At 71.2% G+C, this 25666-nt stretch carries 22 protein-coding genes; 16 read left to right on the top strand and 6 right to left on the bottom strand.

The features are described 5' to 3' along the window. Positions 1 to 113 precede the first annotated feature (113 nt). Positions 114 to 1367 (bottom strand): MFS transporter, encoded by a 1254-nt coding sequence (locus BLR04_RS02160; RefSeq protein WP_143021929.1) that lies wholly within the window; start codon positions 1365 to 1367, stop codon positions 114 to 116. Between the two features lie 90 nt (positions 1368 to 1457). On the opposite strand from BLR04_RS02160, the gene sucC reads away from it, so the two are divergent. The 7 genes from sucC (at position 1458) to BLR04_RS02125 (ending at position 8895) form a co-directional block, all read left to right on the top strand. Then, entirely contained in the window at positions 1458 to 2588 is a 1131-nt protein-coding gene (gene sucC / locus BLR04_RS02155) for an ADP-forming succinate--CoA ligase subunit beta (protein WP_090758947.1), read from the top strand. Further along, positions 2588 to 3469, top strand: a complete 882-nt coding sequence (gene sucD / locus BLR04_RS02150) for a succinate--CoA ligase subunit alpha (RefSeq protein WP_090758945.1) — start codon at positions 2588 to 2590, stop codon at positions 3467 to 3469. Before sucC ends, sucD begins: the two co-directional genes overlap by 1 nt. A gap of 16 nt (positions 3470 to 3485) precedes the next feature. After that, complete coding sequence (locus BLR04_RS02145) at positions 3486 to 4250, top strand: hydroxypyruvate isomerase family protein (RefSeq protein WP_090758943.1); 765 nt, start codon at positions 3486 to 3488, stop codon at positions 4248 to 4250. Continuing rightward, positions 4247 to 5107 carry a 2-hydroxy-3-oxopropionate reductase gene (locus BLR04_RS02140; protein ID WP_090758941.1) on the top strand — a complete coding sequence of 287 codons (861 nt, stop codon included), beginning with the start codon at positions 4247 to 4249 and terminating at the stop codon, positions 5105 to 5107. Before BLR04_RS02145 ends, BLR04_RS02140 begins: the two co-directional genes overlap by 4 nt. Beyond that, positions 5104 to 6825: a glyoxylate carboligase gene (gcl, locus tag BLR04_RS02135; protein ID WP_090758939.1), complete on the top strand. Its 1722-nt coding sequence runs from the start codon at positions 5104 to 5106 to the stop codon at positions 6823 to 6825. Before BLR04_RS02140 ends, gcl begins: the two co-directional genes overlap by 4 nt. 9 nt (positions 6826 to 6834) lie before the next feature. Further along, a complete protein-coding gene (locus tag BLR04_RS02130) occupies positions 6835 to 8373 on the top strand; it encodes an aldehyde dehydrogenase family protein (protein ID WP_090758937.1) in 1539 nt (512 codons plus the stop codon). A 114-nt stretch (positions 8374 to 8487) separates the two neighbouring features. Further along, a complete protein-coding gene (locus tag BLR04_RS02125) occupies positions 8488 to 8895 on the top strand; it encodes a DUF3592 domain-containing protein (RefSeq protein ID WP_176902895.1) in 408 nt (135 codons plus the stop codon). Between the two features lie 12 nt (positions 8896 to 8907). Here the strand turns inward: BLR04_RS02125 and BLR04_RS02120 are convergent, their stop codons facing one another. Next, positions 8908 to 9255: a DUF6703 family protein gene (locus tag BLR04_RS02120; protein ID WP_090758933.1), complete on the bottom strand. Its 348-nt coding sequence runs from the start codon at positions 9253 to 9255 to the stop codon at positions 8908 to 8910. Positions 9256 to 9347: 92 nt separating this feature from the next. On the opposite strand from BLR04_RS02120, the gene BLR04_RS02115 reads away from it, so the two are divergent. The 5 genes from BLR04_RS02115 to ppdK all read left to right on the top strand — a co-directional run bounded on the left by BLR04_RS02115 (position 9348) and on the right by ppdK (position 14849). Then, the gene (locus tag BLR04_RS02115) at positions 9348 to 9635 is read left to right on the top strand and encodes an antibiotic biosynthesis monooxygenase family protein (RefSeq protein WP_090758931.1); all 288 of its coding nucleotides are present in this window, start codon (positions 9348 to 9350) and stop codon (positions 9633 to 9635) included. Between the two features lie 94 nt (positions 9636 to 9729). After that, positions 9730 to 11115 carry a glycine--tRNA ligase gene (locus tag BLR04_RS02110; RefSeq protein WP_176902894.1) on the top strand — a complete coding sequence of 462 codons (1386 nt, stop codon included), beginning with the start codon at positions 9730 to 9732 and terminating at the stop codon, positions 11113 to 11115. A 171-nt stretch (positions 11116 to 11286) separates the two neighbouring features. Then, positions 11287 to 11556: a hypothetical protein gene (locus BLR04_RS41570; RefSeq protein ID WP_090758929.1), complete on the top strand. Its 270-nt coding sequence runs from the start codon at positions 11287 to 11289 to the stop codon at positions 11554 to 11556. Next, on the top strand, positions 11499 to 12065 hold the full coding sequence (locus tag BLR04_RS41565) for a hypothetical protein (RefSeq protein ID WP_176902893.1): 567 nt from the start codon (positions 11499 to 11501) through the stop codon (positions 12063 to 12065). The genes BLR04_RS41570 and BLR04_RS41565 overlap by 58 nt, the downstream gene beginning before the upstream one ends. Before the next feature lie 147 nt (positions 12066 to 12212). After that, on the top strand, positions 12213 to 14849 hold the full coding sequence (gene ppdK, locus BLR04_RS02100; protein ID WP_090759519.1) for a pyruvate, phosphate dikinase: 2637 nt from the start codon (positions 12213 to 12215) through the stop codon (positions 14847 to 14849). A gap of 80 nt (positions 14850 to 14929) precedes the next feature. On the opposite strand, the gene BLR04_RS02095 is transcribed toward ppdK, so the two are convergent. Continuing rightward, positions 14930 to 15610: a protein-L-isoaspartate O-methyltransferase family protein gene (locus tag BLR04_RS02095; RefSeq protein ID WP_090758927.1), complete on the bottom strand. Its 681-nt coding sequence runs from the start codon at positions 15608 to 15610 to the stop codon at positions 14930 to 14932. Between the two features lie 92 nt (positions 15611 to 15702). Further along, positions 15703 to 17196 carry a M48 family metallopeptidase gene (locus BLR04_RS02090; RefSeq protein WP_090758925.1) on the bottom strand — a complete coding sequence of 498 codons (1494 nt, stop codon included), beginning with the start codon at positions 17194 to 17196 and terminating at the stop codon, positions 15703 to 15705. Between the two features lie 78 nt (positions 17197 to 17274). Between BLR04_RS02090 and BLR04_RS02085 the strand changes: the two genes are divergently transcribed. Together BLR04_RS02085 and BLR04_RS02080 are read left to right on the top strand one after the other, a co-directional pair. Beyond that, positions 17275 to 18495, top strand: a complete 1221-nt coding sequence (locus tag BLR04_RS02085) for a deoxyguanosinetriphosphate triphosphohydrolase (protein ID WP_090758923.1) — start codon at positions 17275 to 17277, stop codon at positions 18493 to 18495. Between the two features lie 76 nt (positions 18496 to 18571). Next, the gene (locus BLR04_RS02080; protein WP_176902892.1) at positions 18572 to 19729 is read left to right on the top strand and encodes an NAD(P)/FAD-dependent oxidoreductase; all 1158 of its coding nucleotides are present in this window, start codon (positions 18572 to 18574) and stop codon (positions 19727 to 19729) included. On the opposite strand, the gene BLR04_RS02075 is transcribed toward BLR04_RS02080, so the two are convergent. Next, a complete protein-coding gene (locus BLR04_RS02075) occupies positions 19695 to 20621 on the bottom strand; it encodes a M23 family metallopeptidase (RefSeq protein WP_176902891.1) in 927 nt (308 codons plus the stop codon). The genes BLR04_RS02080 and BLR04_RS02075 overlap by 35 nt on opposite strands. Positions 20622 to 20826: 205 nt before the next feature. Here BLR04_RS02075 and dnaG point away from each other — a divergent pair, with 205 nt between their 5' ends. Beyond that, the gene (gene dnaG / locus BLR04_RS02070; RefSeq protein WP_090758918.1) at positions 20827 to 22671 is read left to right on the top strand and encodes a DNA primase; all 1845 of its coding nucleotides are present in this window, start codon (positions 20827 to 20829) and stop codon (positions 22669 to 22671) included. 408 nt (positions 22672 to 23079) lie between these two features. Next, the gene (gene rpoD, locus BLR04_RS02065) at positions 23080 to 24183 is read left to right on the top strand and encodes an RNA polymerase sigma factor RpoD (protein WP_393491042.1); all 1104 of its coding nucleotides are present in this window, start codon (positions 23080 to 23082) and stop codon (positions 24181 to 24183) included. Between the two features lie 54 nt (positions 24184 to 24237). Here the strand turns inward: rpoD and BLR04_RS02060 are convergent, their stop codons facing one another. After that, a complete protein-coding gene (locus tag BLR04_RS02060) occupies positions 24238 to 25662 on the bottom strand; it encodes a GntP family permease (RefSeq protein ID WP_090758914.1) in 1425 nt (474 codons plus the stop codon). Positions 25663 to 25666: the final 4 nt, after the last annotated feature.

Genomic DNA, 25666 nt, shown 5'->3' with positions numbered 1-25666 from the left:
CATGCGCGAACGCCCCCTGTTGCGCATCAAGTGTCTCATTTCGCGGTGCCCCCGTCCGCGAAACGGTCAGGGGGAGCGCCGGGCACTCACCCGGCGCCCGCCGTACAGAAAGGTCACAGAGGGATGGTGGCGGGCAGGCCGGGCAGCCGTAGCCGGGGTGCGGCCAGCGCCGGCAGGGCCGCGAGCGCGGCGGCGGCGAGCAGCGCGCCGACAGGAGCCGTCAGCGCGGTGAGGGCGAGCACCACCGCCACGACGCCGGCCACGGCCTTGGCGCTGTAGACGACCGCGTGGATGTCGCCGCCCCGCTCCGCGCCGAAGAACTCGCGGACGAGGCCGGCGAGCAGCGGGTAGAACGCGCCCCCGCCCAGCCCGGCCGCGACCGCCCCCAGCCACAGCGCCGCCGCCGCGGCGGCGTTCTCGGCGGCGTTCTCGACGGCCACGGCGAGCAGGACCTGGCCGAACGCGAGCGAGCCGAACACGGCGGCGAGCACCCGCCGCCTGCCGAACAGCTCGGAGGCCCGCACGGCCACCGAGCGGCCGGCGCCGTTGAGCGCCACGAGCAACGCGACCGCGCCCCACGACCCCGTGCCGGCCACCACGATGACGTCGAACATCGACACCGCGCCCGCGCAGGTCAGCAGCAGGGCGAGCGTCGGCATCGTACGCGTCCGCATCGCCTGGGCGAGCCCGAACTGCCGGACCGACTCAGGAGCCGTGCGCAGCCGGGCCGCGTCGAGGGCGTGGGTGCGCGGGTCGACGTCGTCCGGCCACCACAGGGGCGGCGGCAGCCGCAGGTGGACGGCGGCGACCGCGATGACGGCCGTCGCGAGGGCCGCGGTGACGAGGAAGGCGGCCGTCGTGGCACCCGGGGCGATCCCGGCCCACAGCAGCAGGGGGACCGCGCCGTACCCGAAGGCTCCGGTGATGAGGCCCACCCGGGCGGCGGGGCGCTCGGGGAACCACAGGGAGACGACCTCGCCGCAGATGCCGTAGACCAGGCCGCCGCCGAGGCCGCCGAGCAGGGCGTAACCCACGAGGGCCGGCGGTCCGAGCCCACCGGACAGCGCGGCCGTCGCCAGGCCGACGCCGCTCAGCAGCGCTCCGGCTGCGAGGCCGGCGCGCACGCTCAGGCGCCCGCGGCGAACGAGACGGAGCGCGGGCAGCGCACCCGCTGCCTGGCACGCGATCCAGACGGCGAGCAGGGTCAGGCCGCCGGGCTCGCGGGCGAGCAGCGCCGCGTAGCCGTACTGGAGCGGGCCGATGGCGGCCATCGCGGCCAGGGCCAGCCAGAACAGGCGCATCCGGTCGGCGGGGACGGGCCCGGGACGGTACGGGCGGCCCCGCCAATCTCTGATTGCATTCTCCATACTGTATGGAATATCCACATACGCCGACGCCTGTCGAGACCCTAGACGGAGGATACTCCATACGGTATACCGTAGACAAAGGAGGCTCGAATGGACCTGTACGAGTACCAGGCGAAGGAGCTCTTCGGGCGTCACGGGATCCCCGTTCCCGCAGGCAGGGTGGCGACCACGCCGGCCGAGGCCCGCGCGATCGCCACCGAGCTGGACGCGCCCGTTGTCATCAAGGCTCAGGTGAAAACCGGAGGGCGCGGCAAGGCGGGCGGCATCAAGCCCGCGGCTGGACCCGCGGCGGCCGAGACAGCGGCCGAGCACGTCATCGGAATGGACATCAAGGGGCACATCGCGCGCCGCGTGCTGGTCGAGGCCGCGACCGTGCCGTTCGAGGAGTATTACGCGGCGTTCTTAGTCGACCGGGCCGAGGGCGGATTCCTGGCCATGGTGTCGGCCCAGGGCGGCATGGAGATCGAGGAGCTCGCCGCGCGTGACCCCGACGCCATCGTGAAGCTGCCCATCGACCCCGTGGCGGGCGTGGACGCCGACACCGCCCGGCTGCTGGCCGGCAAGGCGGGCCTGCCCGAGCAGGCGGCCGAGGTGCTCGAGAAGCTGTGGCGGGTGCTGGTCGAGGAAGACGCCGTGCTCGTCGAGGTGAACCCCCTGATCAGTACGACCGACCAGCGCGTCATGGCACTCGACGGCAAGGTCACCCTGGACGACAACGCGGCCTACCGCCACTCGTGGGAGTACGCGGACGAGTCCGTCACCTTGGAGGCCCAGGCCAAGGCCAAGGGGCTGAACTACGTCAAACTGGACGGCAAGGTCGGCGTGATCGGCAACGGCGCGGGGCTCGTCATGAGCACGCTCGACGTGGTGGCCGGAGCCGGCGCCGCACCCGCCAACTTCCTCGACATCGGCGGCGGCGCGTCCGCCCAGGTGATGGCCGACGGCCTGGAGATCATCCTCGCCGACCCCGACGTGAAATCGGTGCTGGTCAACGTCTTCGGCGGCATCACGGCCTGCGACGCGGTGGCGAACGGCATCGTCACCGCACTCCAGCTGCTCGGCGAGCGCGGCCACGGCCGCCCGATCGTCGTACGGCTGGACGGCAACAACGCCGAGGTGGGACGGCGCATCCTCAGCGACGCCCGTCACCCGGCGGTCCGCCAGGTCTCCACCATGGACGGCGCCGCCGAGCTGGCGGCCAGACTCGCGGCAGGTGCGTAATGGCGATCTTTCTGACCAAGGACAGCCGGGTTCTCGTCCAGGGCATGACGGGCGCGGAAGGCACCCGGCACACGGCCCGCATGCTCGCCGCGGGGACCGACGTCGTGGCCGGCGTCACCCCCGGCAAGGGCGGCAGGTCGGTCGACTTCGGCGAGCGCACCGTGCCGGTGTTCGGCTCGGTCGCCGAGGCGGCCGAGGAGACCGGGGCCGACGTGTCGGTGGTGTTCGTGCCGCCGAAGTTCACCGCCTCGGCCGTGGAGGAGGCCGTCTCGGCGCGGGTGCCGCTGTGCGTGGTCATCACCGAGGGCGTCCCCGTGCACGACGCCATCCGGTTCCGCGCGCTCGCGGCGGCCGCCGGCATCCGGATCATCGGCCCCAACTGCCCCGGCCTGATCAGCCCCGGCCAGTCGTCGGCCGGCATCATCCCCGCCGACATCACCTCGGCCGGCCGCATCGGCCTGGTGTCGAAGTCCGGCACGCTGACGTACCAGCTCATGTACGAGCTGCGCGACCTCGGGTTCTCCACCGCCGTCGGCATCGGCGGCGACCCGGTCATCGGCACCACGCACATCGACTGCCTCCAGGCGTTCCAGGACGACCCGGCCACCGACGCCATCGTCATGATCGGCGAGATCGGCGGCGACGCCGAGGAGCGGGCCGCCGCCTACATCGCGGAGAACGTCACCAAGCCCGTCGTCGCCTACGTGGCCGGCTTCACCGCGCCCGAGGGCAAGACCATGGGCCACGCGGGCGCGATCGTGTCCGGTTCGTCCGGCACGGCCCAGGCCAAGAAGGAAGCGCTGGAGGCGATCGGCGTCCGGGTCGGCAAGACCCCCACCGAGACCGCCCGCCTCATGCGCTCGGCCCTGGGCTCCCGGTGAAGGGCGGTGTGCGCCCGTGAGGGCTGACGTCAATCTGTCGATCCTGTTCACCGACCTGCCGCTGCTCGAACGGCCGGCCGCGGCGGCCAAGGCCGGGTTCGACGCCGTCGAGCTGTGGTGGCCGTTCTCCGGTCCGGACCCGTCCGGCGCGGAGCTGCTCGCGCTGCGGCAGGCCATCGAGGACGCCGGGGTGCAGCTGGTCGGGCTCAACTTCGACGCCGGCGACATGGCTGCGGGCGAGCGCGGCCTGCTGGCCCGCCCGGACGGCTCGGCCCGCTTCCTGGCCAACATCGACGTCGCGGTCCAGCTCGCGGGGGAGCTGGGCTGCGGCGTGCTCAACGCCCTGTACGGCAACGACCCCGGCACCGACCGGGAACTCGCCGTGGCCAACCTGCGCAGGGCGGCGGACGTGGCGGCCGGCATCGGCGCGACCGTGGTGGTCGAGGCGCTCAACTCGCACGAGAACCCGCACTACCCGATCACGTCGTCGCAGCAGGCCTTCGACCTGATCGACGAGGTGGGCAGGGACAACGTGGCCTTCCTCGCCGACCTCTACCACCTGAACCGGATGGGCGAGGACGTGCTGGAGCTCATCGACCGGCACACCCCGCGCTTCGGGCACGTGCAGATCGCCGACGACCCCGGGCGGGGACGGCCGGGAAGCGGGCGGATGCCGTTCCCGGAGATCTTCGCGCGGTTGGAGGCGGCGGGCTACCGCGGCCACATCGGCCTGGAGTACCGGCACGAGGGGCCGGGCGCGTTCGACTGGAGGCACCAATGAACATCGGGTTCGTCGGCCTGGGGATCATGGGCAGCCCCATGGCCGCCAACCTCCTCAAGGCCGGACACTCCGTGACCGGGTTCGACGTGAGCGCCGAGCGCGTCGAACAGCTCTCCGGCCTGGGCGGCAAGGGCGTCACGGGCGTCGTGGACGCGGTCGCCGGCGCCGACGTGGTGATCACGATGCTGCCCGACTCGCCGCAGGTGGAGCAGGTCGCGCCGCTCGTCATCGAGTACGGCAAGCCCAACCTGCTCTACATCGACATGAGCACCATCAGGCCCGAGACGTCCCGCTGGGTGGCCCGGGAGGCGGCGGCGGTGGGCGTACGCGCTCTCGACGCCCCGGTCAGCGGTGGCGAGCGCGGCGCGATCGACGGCACATTGTCGATCATGGTCGGCGGCGAGGCCGAGGCCTTCGAGGCGGCCGTGCCGGTGTTCGACGCGCTCGGCAGGACCGTCGTCCATGTCGGTCCGGCCGGTGCGGGCCAGACCGTGAAGGCGGCCAACCAGCTGGTCGTCGGCGGCATCTACGGGCTGGTGGCGGAGGCGATCGTGCTGCTGGAGGCGTCCGGCGTGGACGCCGTCGCCGGGCTCGACGTCCTCGCGGGCGGCCTGGCGGGCTCCCGGATCCTGGAGCTCAAGCGGCACACCATGGTCAAGCGGGAGTTCACCCCCGGCTTCCGCATCGACCTGCACCACAAGGACATGGGCATCGCCGTCGCCGCCGCCCGCGAGGCGGGCGTCAGCCTGCCGCTCACCGGCCAGGTCGCCCAGCTCGTGGCCGCCGCCCGCGCCCAGGGGCACGGCTCGCTCGACCACTCCGCCCTGCTCAAGGTGATCGAAAGGCTGAACGGATGACCCGCGTCCCCTGCATGGAAGCCGTGGTCAAGGTGCTGGAGTCGGAAGGCGTCGACACCGTCTTCGGCATCCCAGGCGCGGCCATCCTGCCGCTCTACGCAGCCCTGCAGAACAGCTCGATCCGGCACGTCACCGTACGCCACGAGGAAGGCGGCACCCACGCCGCCGACGGGTGGGCGCGGGTGACGGGCAACGTCGGGATCTGCATCGGCACCTCGGGCCCGGCCGGCACCAACATGATCACCGGCCTCTACACCGCGATGGCCGACTCGATCCCGATGATCTGCATCACCGGCCAGGCGGAGACCTCCAAGCTGCACCAGGAGGCGTTCCAGGCGGTCGACATCGTGGAGATCGCCCGGCCGGTGACGAAGTGGGCGGTGCAGCTCAAGGAGCCCGCGCAGGCGCCGTGGGTGTTCCGCGAGGCGTTCCGGATCGCCCGCTCCGGCCGGCCGGGGCCGGTGCTCATCGACCTGCCCATCGACGTCCAGCGCGGCACCTGCCTGTACGACCCCGCCCTGGACGGGCCGCTGCCCGTCGAGGTGCCGGAGCCGCTGCCCCAGGCCGTGCGGGCCGCGCTCGACATGGTCGAGCAGGCCAAGCGGCCGATCATCCTGGCCGGCGGCGGCGTGATCAACGCCGACGCCTGCGACGAGCTGCGCTCGCTCGCCGAGCACCTCCAGGTGCCGGTGCAGGTGACGCTCATGGGCAAGGGCGCCTTCCCCGAGGACCACCCGCTGTTCGCCGGCATGGCGGGCATCCAGACGCAGACCCGCTGGGGCAACGCCGCGTTCCTGGAGAGCGACCTGGTGCTCGCGGTCGGCGCCCGCTTCGGCGACCGCCACACCGGCAACCTCGACGTCTACCGGCGCGACCGCAGATTCATCCACGTGGACATCGACCCGCTGCAGATCGGCCGGGTCTTCGAGCCCGACCTCGGGGTCGTCGGGCACGCCCGTCCGGTGCTCGCGCAGCTGCGCGACGAGGCCCGCCGCCGCGGCGGCCCGCGCGAACCTGGCAAGTGGGTGCGCAAGGTCGGCGAGCTGCGCAGCACGCTGCTGCGGCGCGACGACTTCGACGACGTGCCGATCAAGCCGCCCAGGGTGTTCAAGGAACTGAACGAGTACTTCCCGCGGGACACCACGTTCGTCACCGCCATCGGGCTCTACCAGATCTGGTCAGGCCAGTTCCAGACGACGTACCTGCCGCGCCGCTACCTCGTGTGCGGGCAGGCGGGGCCGCTCGGCTGGGAGGTGCCGGCCGCCATGGGCGTCAAGATCGCGCATCCCGAGCGGCAGGTCGTGGCGGTGTGCGGCGACTACTCCTTCCAGTTCCTCATGGAAGAGGTCGCGGTGGCCGCCCAGTACCGCATCCCGTTCGTGATCGTCATGGTCAACAACGAGTACCTGGGCCTCATCAGACAGGCCGAGCTCCCGTACGGCATGAACTACGCCGTGGACCTGCACTACGGGGAGGGTGGCATCGACCATGTCAAGGCGATGGAGGCGTTCGGCTGCCCGGCGCGCAGGGTCGAACTGCCCGGCGACATCCGTGACGCGCTGGCCTGGGCGTCCGCCGAGGCGGAACGCGAACGGCTGCCGGTGCTCGTGGAGGTGATGGTCGAGCGTGAGGCGAACGCCGCCATGGGGCCGTCGCTGGAGGCCGTCAAGGAGTTCGAGCCGCTGCCCGAGCTCATCACCGCCGACTGGTCCGACTGAGGAGGAAGCATGCAGTTGAAGCCGGGGACGTCCTGGCGGGACACCTACGAACGGTGCTGCTCCGTGGCGCCGGAAGCGTTCCACGACGACCGGGTGCTCAACCACTGGGGCGGCATCTGGCACCGCGACGGGCGCCCCGTGCCCGGCTTCTCCCCGCTGGACGGCACCGCCATCGCCGGCCTGCCCCGCCTCGACCGGGCCGGTGCCGGGCGGGCCGTGGCGGGCGCGGTGGAGGAGCACCAGCGCTGGAGACACCGGCCGCTGGCCGAGCGCAAGGCGATGGTGTCGGCCGCCGTGGAGTCGATGGCCGCCCACCGCGACCTGCTGGCCATGCTGCTGGTCTGGGAGATCGGCAAGCCGTGGAAGACGGCCTGCGCCGACGTCGACCGCTGCCTCGACGGCGTGCGCTGGTACGTCGACCACATCGACGACATGGTGGCCGGGCGCACCCCGCTGCCCGGCCCGGTCAGCAACATCGCCAGCTGGAACTACCCGATGAGCGTGCTCATGCACGCCATGCTCGTGCAGGCGCTGGCCGGCAACGCGGTCATCGCCAAGACGCCCACCGACGGCGGGCTGTGCTGCCTCACCCTCGCCACCGCGCTCGCTGTACGGGAGGGGCTGCCGTTCACGCTGGTCAGCGGGGGAGGGGCGGAGCTGTCGCCGGTGCTGGTCGGCGGCCAGTCCCTCGGGTGCGTGTCGTTCGTCGGCGGACGCGACGCGGGGGCGCAGGTCTCCACCTCGCTCGCCGACCTCGGCCGCCGGCACGTGCTGGAGCAGGAGGGCCTCAACTGCTGGGGCGTGTGGGAGTACGGCGACTGGGAGCTGCTCACCAGGCAGATCCGCGGGTCGTTCGACTACGGCAAGCAGCGCTGCACCGCCTACCCGCGGTTCGTCGTGCAGCGCTCGCTGTTCCACGAGTTCCTGGGCGCGTACCTGGAGGCCGTGCGGTCACTGCGCTTCGGCCACCCGCTCGCGGTCGCCGACCCCGGCGATCCCCTCCCGCAGCTCGACTTCGGCCCCCTCATCAACGCCTCGAAGGCCAAGGAACTGGCCGACCAGGTGGACGAGGCCGTGGCCAGGGGCGGCGTGCCGGTCCACCGGGCGTCGCTGGAGGCCGGACACTTCCTGCCCGGCCAGGACACCTCCGCGTACTTCGCCCCGACGGCGCTGCTCAACCCGCCGCGTTCGTCGCCGCTCCACCACGCCGAGCCGTTCGGGCCGGTTGACACGATCGTGCTGGTGGACACCGAAGCCGAACTGCTGGCCGCCATGAACGCCAGCAACGGCGCCCTCGTCGCCACCCTCTCCTGCGACGAGGAGGAGACCTTCGACCGGCTGGCGCCCGAGGTGCGGGCGTTCAAGGTGGGTCACAACAGGCCGCGCTCGCGCGGCGACCGCGAGGAGCTGTTCGGCGGGCTCGGGGCGTCGTGGCGCGGCGCGTTCGTCGGCGGCGAGCTGCTCGTGCGCGCCGCCACCGCCGGCCGCGACGGCGAGCGCCTCCCGGGCAACTTCCCCAGCTACACCCTGCTGCCGGGCGCCGCCTGAGCGGCCGCTCCCAAGAGGTTCCGCGCTGGTGCGGCGGTGACGCGACGCCGCCGGCCGGCGCGGAATCCGGGGCCGACCCCCGGTAGGTACGCCGGTGACAATACGGTACAAACCGTGTCACAAACCACCATTACTATCCTCGTCGGCTGCATCGGCCTGCTCTTCGCTCTGGTCGGGGGCAAGCTGACGATCGGCGCCCTGAACTTCCGCAAGCGGGCCCGGCGAACCCACGGCCAGGTCGTGGGGCTGCGGCCGCGACGATCCGGTCAGGGCGTCACCTATCACCCGATCGTCAGGTTCGTCACCGCGTCCGGCATCCCGGTGGAGGCGGAGACGCCCTCCAGCGGCAACCCGCCGCCCGCGCGGCCCGGCCAGCAGGTGGCCGTGCTCTACGACCCTGACGCCCCCACCAGGATCCGCCTCGACACCGCGACGGGAGACGGGTTCCTCTTCAGCCTGATCTTCCTCGGCATCGGGATCGTCCTGCTCGTCTTCGCGGTCGTCACCGCCTTGACGCGGTGAAGGACCGCGCGCCTAGAAGGCGCCGAAGCGGGTCGCCACCAGCAGGACGAGGAACGCCAGCATGGCGACCCGCACCAGCTTGGCGCCGAGCCCGAGCGACGGCCACGACAGGTAGGCCAGCCAGCCGACGAACGCGATGACCGGCAGCACGGCCACGCCGCCGAGCGGGTTGGCCACCGCGAACCCGACGAGCAGCAGGATCACCAGCAGCGCGGGCGCCACCCACCGGGGCACCTGCGAGAACAGGAACGCCATCGGCACCGCGCTGCGCCGCTCGACGGCCTTGCGCAGGCCGGTAGCGCCAGGCGTGAAGAACTGCTCGCCCTGGGGCAGCGGGCGGCGCTTGTTGTCAGGGGCCACGTCCCGAGCCTACGGGAGATCGCGCATGGCCGGGCGGGTTGGGCACGGACGACCGGATGTGGCGGGCCGCTCGCGCCTCTAGGCTGTGTCGCGTGCTCGCCGTCATCCGCTACACCGTCCCCGAATCGCAGTCGCAGGACTTCACCGAACAGGGCAGGACGATCCTCGACACGTTCGCCGACCAGCCCGGCTACCTGCGCGGCAGGCTGGCCCGCTCGGTCGACGAGCCCAACCTGTGGGCGCTGGTCTCGGAGTGGGAAGGCGCCGGCTTCTACCGCAGAGCCCTCTCCGCGGCACGCATGGTGATGTATCCGTTGATGACTCTCATGGTCAACGAGCCCAGCGCGTACGAGGACGTCTACCCCCGCGACGGGGCGTAACATCTACTCGCGCGCCAGACAGGGGGCCCTTCCCCTAAGCTGGGAACTCATCACCAGCCTCGCCGACCTCCAGCCGGAAAGAGAACCTACCGAAATGGCACGACGCAACGACGTCATGGACACCATCGTCAGCCTCGCCAAGCGCCGCGGGCTCGTATACCCGTCGAGCGAGATCTACGGCGGACTGCGCGCGTCGTGGGACTACGGTCCGCTGGGCGTTGAGCTGAAGAACAACGTCAAGCGGCAGTGGTGGCTGTCGATGGTCCAGGCGCGCGAAGACGTGGTGGGCCTCGACTCCTCGGTCATCCTGGCTCCCGAGGTGTGGCGGGCCAGCGGCCACGTCGACACCTTCACCGACCCGCTGACCGAGTGCCTGTCCTGCCACAAGCGCTTCCGCGCCGACCACCTCGTGGAGGCGTACGAGGAGAAGCACGGCAAGGAGCCCGAGGGCGGCCTGGCCGAGATCACCTGCCCCAACTGCGGCAACAAGGGCACCTTCACCGAGCCGCGGCAGTTCAGCGGCCTGCTGAAGACCTTCCTCGGTCCGGTAGAGGACGAGTCGGGCCTCGCCTGGCTGCGGCCCGAGACCGCGCAGGGCATCTTCATCAACTACCTCAACGTGCAGCAGTCGGCCCGCAGGAAGATCCCGTTCGGCATCGGCCAGATCGGCAAGTCGTTCCGCAACGAGATCACGCCGGGCAACTTCATCTTCCGCACCCGCGAGTTCGAGCAGATGGAGATGGAGTTCTTCGTCAAGCCCGGCACCGACGAAGAGTGGCACCAGTACTGGATCGACGAGCGCTACCGCTGGTACCACGACCTCGGCATCAACAAGGACAACCTGCGCCTCTACGAGCACCCGAAGGACAAGCTGTCCCACTACTCCAAGCGCACGGTCGACGTCGAGTACCGCTTCAACTTCGCCGGCTCCGAGTGGGGTGAGCTCGAGGGCATCGCCAACCGCACCGACTTTGACCTCACCGCCCACTCCAAGGCCTCGGGTGTCGACCTCAGCTTCTTCGAGCAGGACACCGGGGAGCGCTACGTCCCCTACGTCATCGAGCCCGCGGCCGGTGTCGACCGCGCCACGCTGACGTTCCTGCTCGACGCCTACAGCGAGGACGAAGCGCCCAACGCCAAGGGCGTCATGGAGAAGCGCACCGTCATGCGGCTCGACCACCGGCTCGCGCCGGTCAAGGCCGCGGTGCTGCCGCTGTCGCGCAACGCCGACCTGTCGCCGAAGGCCCGCGACCTGGCCGCGCAGCTGCGCCGCCGCTGGAACGTCGAGTTCGACGACGCCGGCGCGATCGGCCGCCGCTACCGCCGCCAGGACGAGATCGGCACGCCGTTCTGCATCACCGTCGACTTCGACACCCTCGACGACCACGCGGTGACGATCCGCGAGCGCGACACCATGAACCAGGAGCGCATCGCGATCGACGGCGTCGAGTCCTACCTGCGTCAGCACCTCAACGACTGACCGTACGCACTGAGGAAGGGCCGCCCGCCGTACCCACGGCGGGCGGCCTTTCCTATGCCGCCGAATGATCGTGTCAAGGCGCCGGTTACCGGTCATGGCCGAGGGCCAGGTCAGCATCGGCGGCGTCACCCACAGGTCGTCACGCTGCAGCGCCGGGCCGAGGATGTCTTCGTGCACGACGCGGTCGTCGAGTACGCCGTCCGCCCGGTGTACGCCACCCGGGAACCGGAACGCCTCGGCGTGCCCGACGTACGGCGGCTGCCGGCCTTCGGCGCCGGCCCGCGCGCCACGCTCGGGCCGCTCGCGGCCGGACGGGCCCCGGCCCTCATACGCGGCCGGACGGGCTCCGGCCCTCGTGCGCGGCCGGATGGGCTCCGGCCCTCGTGCGCGGCCGCGACGGCGTCCTGCCCGAGGACGTACGGGACCTGGCGCACGACGTGATGGCACACCGCCTCGTGCTGTCCTTCGACGCGCTGGCCGCCCGCGTACCGGCGCGGGAGATCGCGGACCGGCTGACGGCCGCCGTACCGCCGCTGATCATCGCTCCTTGGCCGCCGACCGCGAGCTGGAGGTCTGGGCGCTGCTCGACGCCACCGAGGAGCTGCTGGAGCGCGTCCCGGACGAGCACGCCGCCCCGTTCACCAGCACCGTCCGGGCGACCGGTCGCACGGGGCCGCGTGGTGGTGTACTCCCGTCTCGGCCAGGGCGCCATGTCGTCCGCTGGCTCCAGCGCCGCGACAGCACCCCACCGAGCCCCCGAGCCACAACCCACTGGAGAAGCGAAGGCCCCGGAACAGCGCCGCCTGGTCACGACGTGCCGGAATGCGCAGTGGCCCGGAACAGCAGCCTCACTGGTCACAGGCCGCTCGTCCGGCGCGCCGGAATGCGGAGGGGGCCCCGCGCGGGCATTCTTCGCGCGTTTGGAAATTGGTTTAAACCAATTGGTCTAATCCAATTCCCGGCGAGCGGGCATACAATTGGATTAGACCTCTAAGGCGGCATTCACCTGCGGGAATGTCAATTCAAGGGAGTGGTGCAGTTTCATCATCAATTTCACCGGTAGAGTCCGGGGCAGAGGCGTTTGATTGGAGCTGGTGGTGGCCAAGTACGTTTACGACTTCACCGAGGGCAACAAGAATCAGAAGGATCTGCTGGGTGGTAAGGGCGCGAACCTTGCCGAAATGACGAACCTCGGGCTGCCCGTCCCCCCCGGTTTCACGATCACCACCGAGGCGTGCCGCCACTACCTGGCGGAAGGCGCCGTACCGGACGGTCTGGACCAGGAGGTGGCGAAGCACCTCTCGGCACTCGAGACGGTGATGGGCCGCAAACTCGGGCAGGCGGACGACCCGTTGCTCGTGAGCGTCCGCTCGGGGGCGAAGTTCTCGATGCCGGGGATGATGGAGACGGTCCTCAACATCGGACTCAACGACGAATCGGTGCACGGCCTGGCCAAGCAGGCGGGCGACAACGAGCGCTTCGCGTGGGACTCGTACCGCAGGCTCATCCAGATGTTCGGCAAGACGGTGCTCGGCATCGACGGCGACCTGTTCGAGCGCGCGCTCGACGCGCTCAAGGGCGAGCGCCAGGACACCGAGCTCGGCGCGGCCGAGTTGCAGCGGCTCGTGGAGACGTACAAGGGCATCGTGCGCGAGCGGACCGGCAGGGACTTCCCCACCGACCCGCGCGAGCAGATGCGCCTTGCCGTCATGGCCGTCTTCGACTCGTGGAACGCCCCGCGCGCGATCCTCTACCGCCGCCAGGAGCGCATCCCCGCTGACCTGGGCACAGCCGTGAACGTCATGGCCATGGTCTTCGGCAACTACGGCGACGACTCCGGCACGGGCGTCGCCTTCACCCGCGACCCCGGCTCAGGCCGCCGGGGCGTCTACGGCGACTACCTGCAGAACGCCCAGGGCGAGGACGTGGTGGCCGGCATCCGCAACACGATCCCGCTGCAGGAGCTGGAGCGCATCGACAAGCACTCGTACGACGAGCTGCTCGGGATCATGGAGGCCCTGGAGAACCACTATCGCGACCTGTGCGACATCGAGTTCACGATCGAACGCGGCAAGTTGTGGATGCTGCAGACCCGGGTCGGCAAGCGCACGGCGGCGGCGGCCTTCCGCATCGCGACGCAGCTCGTGGACCAGGGCCTCATCACCATGGACGAGGCGGTCATGCGGGTCACCGGCGACCAGCTCGCGCAGCTGATGTTCCCCCGCTTCGACGAGGGCGCCGACAGGAAGCGGATCGCCAAGGGCATGAACGCCTCGCCGGGCGCGGCCGTCGGCAGGGTCGTCTTCTCCTCCGAGCGCGCCGTCGAGCTCGCGGGGCAGGGCGAGGACGTCATCCTCGTCCGCCGCGAGACGAACCCGGACGACCTGGCGGGCATGATCGCCGCAAGGGGCGTCCTCACCAGCCGGGGCGGCAAGACCTCGCACGCCGCCGTGGTGGCGCGCGGCATGGGCAAGACCTGCGTGTGCGGCGCGGAGGAACTCGACGTCGACACCGCGGGGAAGCGGTTCGTCGCCCCCGGCGGCGTGGTGGTCTCAGAAGGGGACGTGCTCTCCATCGACGGCACCACGGGCGAGGTGTTCCTCGGCGAGGTGGCGGTGGTCGACTCGGCCGTGGTCGAGTACTTCGAGGGCGCCGAACCCGCTGACGACCTGGTCAGGGCCGTCGACCGGATCATGCGCCACGCCGACGGGGTCCGCCGGCTGGGGGTGCGCGCCAACGCCGACACGCCGCAGGACGCGGCCCGGTCCCGCCGGTTCGGGGCCGAGGGCATCGGGCTGTGCCGTACGGAGCACATGTTCCTCGGCGATCGCCGGCAGCTCGTGGAGGAGCTGGTGCTGGCCTCGACCGCCGAGGAGCGGCGGTCGGCGCTGGACAAGCTGGAGCCACTCCAGAAGTCCGACTTCATCGGGATATTTCAAGCGATGGAGGGTGCGCCGGTCACCATCCGCCTCATCGACCCGCCGCTGCACGAGTTCCTGCCCGACATCGTGGACCTGTCCGTCAAGATCGCCACGTCGCGGGACGTCACCGACAAGGACCACCGGCTCCTCGCCGCCGTCAAGCGCCTGCACGAGCAGAACCCCATGCTGGGCCTGCGCGGCGTACGGCTCGGCCTGGTGATCCCCGGCCTGTTCGCGATGCAGGTCAGGGCCATCGCCCAGGCGGCCGCCGAGGTGCCGGGGGCGCGACCGGAGATCATGATTCCGCTCGTGGCCTCCGTACAGGAGCTGGAGGCGGTACGCGAGGAGGCCGTCAGGATCCTCGCGGAGACCGGCGTGGAGGCACTGATCGGCACCATGATCGAGGTGCCGCGCGCGGCCCTCACAGCGGGGCGGATCGCCGAGGCGGCGGAGTTCTTCTCCTTCGGCACCAACGACCTGACCCAGATGGCGTGGGGCTTCTCGCGCGACGACGTGGAGGCGTCGTTCTTCTCCCGCTACCTCGAGCTCGGCATCTTCGGCGTCTCCCCGTTCGAGACGCTCGACCGCGAGGGCGTGGGCCGACTCGTGGAGATCGCGGTGCGGGAGGGCCGTGCCGCGCGTCCCGACCTGCATCTCGGCATCTGCGGCGAGCACGGTGGCGACCCCGACTCGGTGCACTTCTGCCACGAGGTCGGCCTGGACTACGTGTCGTGCTCGCCGTTCCGCATCCCGGTGGCCCGCCTGGAGAGCGGCCGCGCGGCTCTGTCAGGAGGCGACTCCGACACCCGCTGACGACAGCCGCGCGGCTCTGTCAGGAGGCGACTCCGACACCCGCTGACGACACGGGCGGGGGTCCGCAGGGCCGGCCCCCGTCACGTGCCGGGCTCGGCCACCACGAAACGGGTGGCCGTGTCGTCGCCCTCGACGACCACCGCGCCCGGCCGGGCCTGCTCGACCCATTCGCCCGGCACCGCGGACAGCACCAGCACCCGGTCGTACGGCCCCTTCGCCGGACGGTCGCGCCCGTCGCCCACCAGCAGGTGCGGACGGATGCCCGCCGCCGCCAGGTTGCGGGCCGCGGTCTCGGCGACCTCGGGATCGGGCTCGACCGACGTCACGTTGCCCGACGCGCCCACCAGCCGGCAGAGCAGCGCCGTGATCCAGCCGCTGCCCGTGCCGACCTCCAGCACCTGCTGGCCGGGCCGCGGGTCGAGGAGTTCGAGCAGGTCGACGACGGCGCTGGGCGCCGGATTGACGCACGTGTACGACGAGCCGCCCACGCGGGCCGCGATTGGCCTGCCCGAGTAGACGGCGTCCCACCAGGCCGGCGGATCGGTGTCGCGGTCGATCGGCACCGCCCCGCCGTCGTCGTCGAGCGCGAGGCCGACAGAGGGGACGAACCAGTGCCGGGGGACCTTCCGCAGCGCCTGCGCTATCGCGCCGGTGGCGGGCGCCCGGCGCTCGGCTATGGCCGCGATCATCGCCTCGAGCCGCCACGCGATGTGCGGAAGCATCGCCGGGCGCCGCTGGGTCTCGCCGTCCTGCCTGTTCACAGCGCCTCCTCTTGACCATGCGAACGCTAAGGGTGACCGTATGGCCACGCATCGCGGTGTGCAAGGCGCTCAGCGGAAACCGGTTGCCGCATCTACCGGACGGCTGCGGGCGTCAGCCCGGACGGGATGTAGTCGTGGCGCATGCCGTGGTCGCCGAGCCAGCGCCGCAGCCCAGGCACGGCCCCCGGGTCGGCCGCCACCTGGGCGGCGTACTCGGCGAGCGCGACCTCCTCGCCGTCGTCGTACAGCAGCCGCGCGGGGCCCGACCACGACAGCGTCCACCGGGCCTGGCCGAGCTGGATCAGCACCGCCTCCAGCGCCTGCACCAGCACGTCGGCCAGCAGCGTCTCCGACGGCTTCCAGTCCAGCTCGCGCAGCTGCGCCTCCAGCTCCGCCTGCCGCCCCCGGGCGATCGCCTCGAACGCCGCGTCGAGGTACGGCAGCGACGCCCCCATGACGCGCTGCCCGGCGAGGGCCAGGTCGTGCAGCGCCTCGGCGTTGCGGACGGCGTACATGCCCTCGGCCACCAGCTCCTCCCACGACACCGGGCGCAGCTCCTGCAGCGCCTGCGGCGTCCACAGGGAGTGCTCGACGGCCTGCATCGCCACGTTCGGGTCGCGCAGCAGCGCCAGGGACGAACGCGGGTCAGGGGTGTGCGGCAGCTCCGGCAGGCGCTCGATCGCGGCCAGCCGCTCCTCGAGGCTCGGGTGCGAGTCGTACGGGGACACCTCGGCGGGCCGCCGGTCGAGCTCCGCGAGCTGGGTCTGGCGGACGGGATCGCTCAGCAGCTGGTGGAACCCGCCGAACACGGTCGCCGGCCGGACCCCGCCGACGCCGGCCAGGCCGAGGTAGCCGGAGACGTACACGTCCCAGGCGAGCGCGGTGCTGTGGACCTTGCGCAGCGCGCTCGTCATGGCCTGCCGCCCGCCGATCGCGACGGCGAACTCGTCGGCCTCCAGTTCCTGCCTGCGCGAGACGGCCTGCGAGACGCGTAGGTAGAACCGGGCGTACATGGCGAAGACGCGGCGGATGACCGGGTGGTCGCCGAGGCTCTCCACGGCCGCGACCAGCGCGACCCGGCCCCGGTAGACCGCGCCTCCGAGGCGGGTGTGGGCCCGGCTGTAGTGGCCGAGCTCGTGCCCGAGCACCGCCCTGAGCTCGTCGACGGTGAGCGTCTGCAGCAGCGGCAGCCCCACGTACATCCGGCGGCGCGTCGCCCGCAGCCCCAGCAGCCGGGTGTCCTCCGACACCGCCGCGTTCACCTCGGGGACGAGCCGGATCTCGGCGGGCGGCGCCGTGCGCACCTGCTGGGCGAGGTCCTCGACGGTCTGCCAGAGCACGGGCTCGTGCTCGCGTCCCACCGCCACCCCCGGCTGCTCCCCGCCGCCGCGGCCGGCCACGATCAGCGCGCGCACGAGGCTCGCCGCCGCCAGGCTCAGCGTCAGCGCGAACGCGAGCATCCGCGGGTGGAAGTCGACGAACAGCATGACGTCGAGGAAGACCGCTGCCGCCAGGACGAGGCCGACAAGCACGGAGAAACCGGTGAGCAACGCGAACGCCAGCACCGCTCGTAAGGCTGTGGTCATGGGGGAGTCGCTCCGGGGAAGGGGTTCTTCCGAGCTGACCTTAGCGGACACCTGAAACTCGATAAAATCACCCGACCGATGCGTACATACGACGAACACGACCAGCAACGCTGGGTTCCGGAGTCCTCCGGCAACCCGCGGCGATCGGCGTTCGAACGCGACCGCGCCAGGGTGCTGCACAGCGCCGCGCTGCGCAGGCTGGCAGCGAAGACGCAGGTCGTCGGCCCCGGCGAGACGTTCGGCGGCGGCCAGCACATCCCGCGCACCCGGTTGACCCACTCCCTCGAATGCGCCCAGGTCGGCCGCGAGATGGGCGCCGTCCTGGGCGTCGACCCCGACCTGGTGGAGACCGCCTGCCTGGCCCACGACCTGGGGCACCCGCCGTTCGGTCACAACGGTGAGGTGGCGCTCAACGCGCTCGCGGCCCTGTGCGGCGGCTTCGAGGGCAACGCGCAGAGCCTGCGCCTGCTGACCAGGCTGGAGGCCAAGGTGCTCACCGAGGACGGGCGCAGCGCCGGGCTCAACCTCACCCGCGCCGCTCTCGACGCCTCGATCAAGTACCCGTGGACGCGCGGCGCCTCGCCCAAGTTCGGCGTGTACGACGACGACCTGCCGGTGTTCCGGTGGATCAGGGAGGGCGCTCCCGAGGGACGGGTCAGTTTCGAGGCGCAGATCATGGACTGGGCCGACGACGTGGCGTACTCCGTCCACGACCTGGAGGACGCCCTGCACTCGGGCCACGTCGTCCCTGAGGCGCTGCTGTCGCCCGACGAGCGCCGCGAGGTGTGCAGGACCGCCCGCACCTGGTACGCCCCGCAAGCCGACCTCGGCGAGCTGGAGGACATCTTCGCCCGCCTGATCACCCACCCGCTCTGGCCGCGCCGCTTCGAGGCCACCCTCGCCGACCTGGCCGGGCTGAAGGCGCTCACCAGCGGCCTCATCGGCCGGTTCTGCACCTCGGCCCAGGCCGCCACCGAGGAGGCGTACGGCGCCAGGCACCGGGCCGACCTCGTCGTGCCGGACGTGACGAGGCTCGAGTGCGCGCTGCTGAAGGGCGTCACCGCGCACTACGTGATGACCACCGAGGGCCACCACGCCAACCAGGCCAGGCAGCGCGAGCTCATCACCGAGCTGGCCTCTCTGGTCATCATCGGCGCGCCGGGCACGCTGGAGCCCGCCTTCCGTCCCGCGTGGGGCGCGGCCACGGACGACGCGGCCCGGCTGCGCGTCGTCATCGACCAGATCGCCTCGCTCACCGACACCTCGGCGGTGGCCTGGCATCGCAGGCTCCGCCACTGACCAAGCTTCGTCCACGGAGGCGGTGATTCGGCGCAACCCGCTACCCGATCGGGCACGCCGGGCGGATACTGCGCCCATGGCCACATTTGTGATCGTCGGCGCTGGGCTCGCCGGGGCGAAGGCCGCGCAGACGCTGCGCGAGGAGGGCTTCGCCGGGGAGGTCGTGCTGATCGGCGCGGAGAGCGAGCGGCCCTACGAGCGGCCGCCCCTGTCCAAGGAGTACCTCCAGGGCCGGGCCGAACGCGACACGATCTACGTGCACGAGCCCTCGTGGTACGTGGACAACGCCGTGGACCTGCGGCTCGGCACGCGGGTGACGCGCATCGAGCGGGATGACCACCTGGTCCGGCTGGACGACGGCTCGCGGCAGCCGTACGACAAGCTGCTCATCGCGACGGGCGCGGTGCCCAGGCGGCTGCCCGGCCCCGCCCACTACCTGCGGACCGTCGAGGACAGCGAGGCGCTGCGGCAGCGCTTCGCCCCTGGCGTGAGCGTGCTCGTCGTGGGCGCGTCGTGGATCGGGCTGGAGACCGCGGCGGCGGCCCGCACGGCGGGCTGCGACGTCACCGTGGTCGAGCCGGAGCCGACCGCGCTCAACAAGGCGCTCGGCCCCGAGCTGGGCGCCATGTTCGCCCGCCTGCACGCCGGCAAGGGCGTCGAGCTGCGCTTCGGCACGGCGGCGGCGGAGGTCACCCCGACCGGGGTGCGGCTCAGCTCGGGGGAGCGGCTCACCGCCGACCTGGTGGTGGCCGGCATCGGCGCGGTGCCGGAGGTCGGTCTGGCCAGGGACGCGGGGCTCGACGTGGGGCAGGGCATCCTGACCGACCCGGCGCTGCGCACCTCGCACCCCGACGTGTTCGCCGCGGGCGACGTGGCGGAGTTCTTCCACCCCCTGTACGGACGGCACATCCGCGTCGAGCACTGGGCCAACGCGCTGCACGGCGGCCCCGTCGCGGCCCGCTCGATGCTCGGCCATGAGGTCGTCCACGACCGGCTCCCGTACTTCTACACCGACCAGTACGAGCTCGGCATGGAGTTCTCCGGCGACGTGGAGGGCCACGACGAGGTCGTCTACCGCGGCGACCCCGCGAGCCTGGAGTTCGTCGCGTACTGGCTGCGCGAGGGCCGGGTGGTCGCCGGGATGAACGTGAACGTCTGGGACGTCGTGGACGAGATCCAGGAACTGATCAGGTCGGGCGTCAGTGTAGACCGAACGAGTCTATGGAAGGGGTGATCACGACCACGGCGCCGCCGCCGTCGTCGCCCCCGCCGCGCTTCTTCTTGCGCGTGGGACGCGGGGTCGGGGTCTCGCTCGGCTCGGTGGTCGTCGCCGGCGGCTGCACCGACGCGCACATCACGGTGCACGGCGGCGTCTCGCCGAGCTTGGCGCGCAGCTTGAGCGTCTCGGCGCGGGGGGAGAGCGTGCGGTTGCCGCTCTTCCACGCGTCGAGGTAGTCCCAGGGCTCGACCATGCCCCGGCGCACCCACCAGGAGGAGGGGCCGGTCTTCCACGAGATCGCGAAGTAGAGGTTGGACGCGGTGTCGCGGGCGTTGCCCGACCGTCCGACCCGGCCGAGCACCCGCCCGGCCTTGACCCGCAGGCCGGGCTTGACGCCCTTGGCGATCGAGTCGAGGTGGCCGCCCAGGTAGCGGACGCCGTCCTCGCCGATGATCGTGACGAACTTGCCCTCGCGGTCGGGGCCTGCGTCGGTGGCCGGGTTCCACCGGTTCTCCGTGTTGACCTCGTCGACCACCCCGTCGACGGGCGCGACGAACGCGCACCCCTCCTTGGCCCAGATCGTCGTCTTGGGCAGGACGAGGAGCTTGCGCTGGTAGGTCGTCTTGCAGTCCTTCACCGGGAACGTGTAACTGTGCTCCGACAGCTTCGGCGGCGGCACCATGACCGGCGCCTCGCCGCCGGGCGGCCGCTCGACCGCGCCTGCCTGGTGCTCGGCGACCGGAGTCGCTTCAGCGGTGGGTGCGGTGGTGGCGGGTGCGGTGGTCTGCTGGGCCGTCACGGGCGACGTCGCGCCGACGCCCGCCACCCCGCTGACCTGGCTGCAGGCGCCGGTCAGCAGCACGGCGCCCGTGACGGCCGCCAATCGTCCGATACGCCCCGAATGCATGGTCTCCACCTGTGCTCACTGTTTTCGCCGGTTCCACCGGCAACTTTTACCTTTGTAGCCCACCCGGAGCCCCCGCAGAGCCGCTTTCGGTCTTTAGCGGCCTGCGGGTAACCTTCGCCTTCCCTCCCGGCCGCCAGGACGTACCGCGTACCCGGAAACACCCGGCGCGTCGGAACCGTCGGCCGGGCGGAATAGACTCACCGACGTGGCTGGCCGGATCCGAGATGTCGACATCGCACTCGTGCGCGAGCGCTCCCCCATCGCCGAGGTCATCGGCGAGCACATCCAGTTGCGCAACGCCGGAGGCGGCAACCTCAAGGGGCTGTGCCCCTTCCACGACGAGAAGAGCCCGTCCTTCAACGTGACCCCCGAGCGGGGGATGTTCTACTGCTTCGGGTGTTCCGAGGGCGGCGACGTGATCACGTTCGTCGAGAAGATCGAGCACCTGTCGTTCGGCGAGGCCGTCGAGCGGCTGGCCCAGCGGGCCGGCATCCAGCTGCAGTACGAGCAGGGCGGCTACGTCCCGCGGCGCGACCACGGCGAGCGCGCCCGGCTGATCGAGGCCCATCGGGCCGCGGCCGAGTTCTACGTCGGCAAGCTGATGAGCCCCGAGGCGGCGCCGGGCCGGCGCTTCCTGTCCGAGCGGGGCTTCGAGCGGGCCGACGCCGAGACGTTCGGGGTCGGCTACGCGCCCAACGAGTGGGAGGCGCTGGCCCGCCACCTCATGGCCCGCGGGTTCAGCGCCGACGAGCTGGTCAAGGGCGGCCTCGCGAAAGAGGGCCGCAGGGGGCCGATCGACCGGTTCAGGGGGCGGCTGATCTGGCCCATCAGGGACGCCACGGGCGATGTGATCGGATTCGGCGCACGCAAGCTGCTCGATTCCGACGACGGGCCGAAATACCTGAATACCCCTGACTCCCCGCTTTACAAGAAGAGCCAGGTCCTTTATGGAATCGATCTCGCCAAACGCGAGATCTCCAAGCGGGCGCAGGCCGTGATCGTCGAGGGATACACCGACGTGATGGCCTGTCATCTCGCCGGTGTCCCCACCGCGGTCGCCACCTGCGGCACGTCGTTCGGCGAGGAGCACATCAAGATCCTGCGCCGTTTCCTGTTCGACCAGGCCGAGTTCCGCGGCGAGGTCATCTTCACCTTCGACGGCGACGCGGCGGGGCAGAAGGCGGCGCTGCGGGCGTTCGCCGACGAGCAGAAGTTCGTCACACAGACCTACGTCGCCGTGCAGGGTGACGGGCTCGACCCGTGCGACCTGCGCGTCAAGCAGGGCGACGCGGCCGTGCGCGACCTGATCGCGAGCCGCGAGCCGCTGTTCCAGTTCGCGATCAGGAGCACGATCGCCCGCTACGACCTGCGCAGCAACGAGGGCAAGATCGCCGCTCTCGACGCCGCCGCGCCCATCGTGGCCTCGATCAAGGACGTCGGGCTGCGCAAGCGCTACGCCATCGACCTCGACCGCTGGCTCGGCTTCATGGACGAGCGGTTCGTCATGCAGCGCATCGCCGAGGCGCCGGGCGTCCAGCAGGGCCGCCGCCGGAGCGCCCCCCAGGCCGCGCCGCTCGACCCGAGCGTGCGCGTCGAGCGTGAGCTGCTGAAGCTGGCCGTCCAGCGTCCCGCGCTGCTCGGCCCCTCGTTCGACGCCCTCGACCCGCAGGCGTTCACCACGCCCGACCACATCGCCCTGCACAAGGTCATCACCGCCGCCGGAGGTCTCGCGGGGGCCGCGCACGGCGGCCGCGAATGGGTCGACCGGCTGCTGGAGCACGCCTACGAGGAGGGGTCGCGGGTGCTCGTGACCCGCTTCGCGGTCGAGCCGTTCCAGGCGGACGCCGAGGTCGAGCAGCGGTACGCCACGGGCATCCTCGCGCGGGTCGAGACCATGGCGGTCGACCGCGCCATCGCCCAGGCCAAGTCGCGCCTGCAGCGCATCAACCCGGTCGACGACGACCAGGAGCACCGCCGCCTCTTCGGCGAGCTGCTCGCGCTGGAGAAGCAGCGCAAGGTGCTGCTGGAGCGGGCGACCGGCAACCAGTGACCTTTTCCGCGGCCCGCCCCGCCGCGTGACGGCGGGGCCGGGTGCCGTGCGCAGAAGCGGGCCCGCGTGGTGTCCGCCGGGTAACAGTTCGGCTGCGCAGATAGCTGGGCAACCGGCCAGTTCAGTCGGGAATGTGGCGCGTTCCCATGCCCGCAGGCGGCGATATCGGGGCAGGTCAAGCGTGGCGTCCGGCTCGGGGGACCGCCGGACGCGGGAATGCCGACCGCGTAATTCACTTTACTTTCCTGATCAAACTCAGGTTAAACCTTTTATCGATCTCAATTCGGTGGGGACTGCGGCCTTACCTTCGGTGACAAAAATGGGTCTGCCATTTGCCGGAACCAATACTGCAGACTGTGTCCCGTGGGTGCATCGGTGCTGTCAAGCGGACCGCCATCGGTCGATCAGGTGGCGGACCTCGTCGCGAAAGGAAGAGAGCGCGGAAGCGTAACCGTCGATGACGTCGCAGCCGCGCTTGACCGATCCGAGTTGCCGTCCGACGCGCTGGAACGCGTCGTGCGCATGCTCGCCGAGAACGGCGTGGAGGTCCTCGAGCCCCAGGGCGACGAGGAGTCCTCCCGCGCCGATGAGGAGGACGTAGGCAAACGGGCGCCGACCAGCGATCTGGTCCGCATCTACCTGCGGGAGATCGGCCGCGTGCCGCTGCTCACGGCCGAGGAGGAGGTGGAGCTCGCCAAGTCGATAGAGGCCGGCCTGTTCGCCGAGGACAAACTGGCCAACGGCGTCTCGCGGCTGGCCTTCCCCGAGTTCCGCGAGCTCGTCTGGCAGGGCACGAGAGCCAAGCAGCGGCTCATCGAGGCCAACCTCCGGCTGGTGGTGTCCATCGCCAAACGGTACGTGGGCCGCGGCATGCTGTTCCTGGATCTCATCCAGGAGGGCAACCTGGGGCTCATCCGGGCGGTCGAGAAGTTCGACTACACCAAGGGTTACAAGTTCTCCACCTACGCCACCTGGTGGATCCGGCAGGCGATCACCCGGGCCATCGCCGACCAGGCGCGGACGATCCGCATCCCGGTGCACATGGTGGAGACCATCAACAAGCTCGTACGGGTCCAGCGGCAGCTCCACCAGGATCTCGGCCGCGAGCCGATCCCCGAGGAGATCGCCAAGGAGATGGACCTCCCGGTCGATCGTGTGGTGGAGATCCAGCGCATCGCCCAGGAGCCGGTGTCGTTGCAGTCGCCGATCGGCGAGGAGGACTCCGACCTCGGAGACTTCATCGAGGACGCCGACGCGGTGGTGCCGATGGAGGCCGCGGCCTTCATCATGCTGCAGGACCAGCTCGACGACATCCTGGCCACGCTGTCCGACCGCGAGCAGCGCATCATCCAGTTGCGCTTCGGCCTGGCCGACGGCCATCCGCGCACGCTCGAAGAGGTGGGCAGGGAGTTCGGCGTGACGCGCGAGCGCATCCGCCAGATCGAGTCGAAGACGCTGGCCAAACTGCGTCACCCGACCCGCGCCCAGATGCTGCGCGACTACCTCGACTGACCCGGCCGACCGCCGATCCGATGGCCCGCTCCGGCGGGCCATCGGCATGTCCGCTCAGAAGAGGGCACTGATCGGCAACAGCAGGAGCAGCGCCACGACCGAGGCGACGGAGACGGCGAACGTGGTGGTCTTGAGCGCGCCCCTGGTGGTCTGGCCGAGCAGCGACTGCAGCAGCCAGAACGTGTTGCTGGTGACGTGGACGCAGAACAGCGAGCCCGATCCGGCGGCGAGCGCGATCAGCACGGGGTCGACGCCGAGGGCGGGCGCGACGGGGGCGAGGATGCCCGCCGCGGTGATGGCCGAGATGGTGACCGAGCCCACCGCGACGTGCAGGACCGCGGCGACCAGCCACACCGTCAGCAGCGGCAGGAACCGGTCGGCCTCGAAGTAGTGCCGCAGGATGTCGCCCAGGCCGCCCGCCGCCACGACGGCGGCGAGCGAGCCTCCGACCGCCGTGAGGATGAGGATCTGACCGCTCTCCTTGAACCCGTTGGCGACGGCTCTGTCCACCCCGCTCCTGCCGAGGGACAGGCGGGTGACGACCAGGGTGCCGATGAGGCCGATCAGCAGGGCGACCACGGGGTCGGAGAAGAACGACACGACGGCGTTCTCCCGGTTCGCGGCCTGGGCGACGGCACCGCCCGCGATCAGCAACAGGGCGACGACGAGCGGCGCGAAGCAGGCCGACAGGCGGGGACCGGCGGCGCCGCCGCGCGGGCCGGCGGGAAGCTCGGCGCCGCCCCGAGCCGGGACGCCGGGCGCCCCGCCCCCGGCGACTCCCACGCCGACAGGGGTTCTGAGCTCTTCCCGTACCTGCTCCGCCGGGACGGGTTCGGCGATCTCGTCGCCGGCGACGTCCCAGAACCCGTGGCGGAACAGGAAGGTCATGATCGCGACGGAGATGACGATCGTCGGGACGACGAGCAGCAGACCCCAGAGCAGCATCGTGCCGAGCGGCACGTCCAGCAGCGCCGCCAGTGCCAGGGTGCCGACGCCCGGCACCATCAGCACGATCCCGCACTCGAGCCCGATCGCCATCGAGGCGGCCATGCGCGGCGTGCCGAGGGGGCCGATCTGGCGCGCGGCGGAGCGGGCCAGTGGCGCCGAGATCACCAGCAGCACGTCCAGGTAGATCGACTGCAGCAGCGTGCCGATCGTCAGCGACATCGAGTACGGCAGCCGCCCTGGCCCGAAGACCCGCAGCAGCCGGTCCACCAGGCGCTCGATCGCGCCCATCTCCTTGAGCATCGAGCCCATGAGCACGCCGAAGGCGATCAGCAGGCCGACCTCGGCCATGATGTCGCCGAACCCCTTGGTGATGGTCTCGACCGTCCTGCCGAACCCCAGGCGGTTCATCAGCCCCAGGGCGAGCGACCCGAGCACCAGTGAGATCACCGGGTTGACGTGGCAGCGCACGATGAGCACCACGACGGCGACGATCGCTCCTGCCGTGCTCGCGAGTACGGCGACGTCTGACATCCGC

It is taken from the genome of Nonomuraea maritima (assembly GCF_900100395.1).
Classification (GTDB): Bacteria; Actinomycetota; Actinomycetes; order Streptosporangiales; family Streptosporangiaceae; genus Nonomuraea; species Nonomuraea maritima.
The sequence above is the reverse complement of the archived record's forward strand: the minus strand, read 5'-3'. Positions and strand labels throughout refer to the sequence as shown.

Excerpts from the sequence above, each read along its gene's own strand:
- BLR04_RS02110 (WP_176902894.1), top strand. The coding sequence starts at position 9,730 with ATGGCACGACGCAACGACGTCATGGACACCATCGTCAGCCTCGCCAAG.
- BLR04_RS02130 (WP_090758937.1), top strand. The coding sequence starts at position 6,835 with ATGCAGTTGAAGCCGGGGACGTCCTGGCGGGACACCTACGAACGGTGC.
- gcl (WP_090758939.1), top strand. The coding sequence starts at position 5,104 with ATGACCCGCGTCCCCTGCATGGAAGCCGTGGTCAAGGTGCTGGAGTCG.
- BLR04_RS02140 (WP_090758941.1), top strand. The coding sequence starts at position 4,247 with ATGAACATCGGGTTCGTCGGCCTGGGGATCATGGGCAGCCCCATGGCC.
- BLR04_RS02090 (WP_090758925.1), bottom strand. The coding sequence starts at position 17,196 with ATGACCACAGCCTTACGAGCGGTGCTGGCGTTCGCGTTGCTCACCGGT.
- sucC (WP_090758947.1), top strand. The coding sequence starts at position 1,458 with ATGGACCTGTACGAGTACCAGGCGAAGGAGCTCTTCGGGCGTCACGGG.
- BLR04_RS02085 (WP_090758923.1), top strand. The coding sequence starts at position 17,275 with ATGCGTACATACGACGAACACGACCAGCAACGCTGGGTTCCGGAGTCC.
- BLR04_RS02075 (WP_176902891.1), bottom strand. The coding sequence starts at position 20,621 with ATGCATTCGGGGCGTATCGGACGATTGGCGGCCGTCACGGGCGCCGTG.
- sucD (WP_090758945.1), top strand. The coding sequence starts at position 2,588 with ATGGCGATCTTTCTGACCAAGGACAGCCGGGTTCTCGTCCAGGGCATG.
- BLR04_RS02060 (WP_090758914.1), bottom strand. The coding sequence starts at position 25,662 with ATGTCAGACGTCGCCGTACTCGCGAGCACGGCAGGAGCGATCGTCGCC.
- BLR04_RS02160 (WP_143021929.1), bottom strand. The coding sequence starts at position 1,367 with ATGGAGAATGCAATCAGAGATTGGCGGGGCCGCCCGTACCGTCCCGGG.
- BLR04_RS02080 (WP_176902892.1), top strand. The coding sequence starts at position 18,572 with ATGGCCACATTTGTGATCGTCGGCGCTGGGCTCGCCGGGGCGAAGGCC.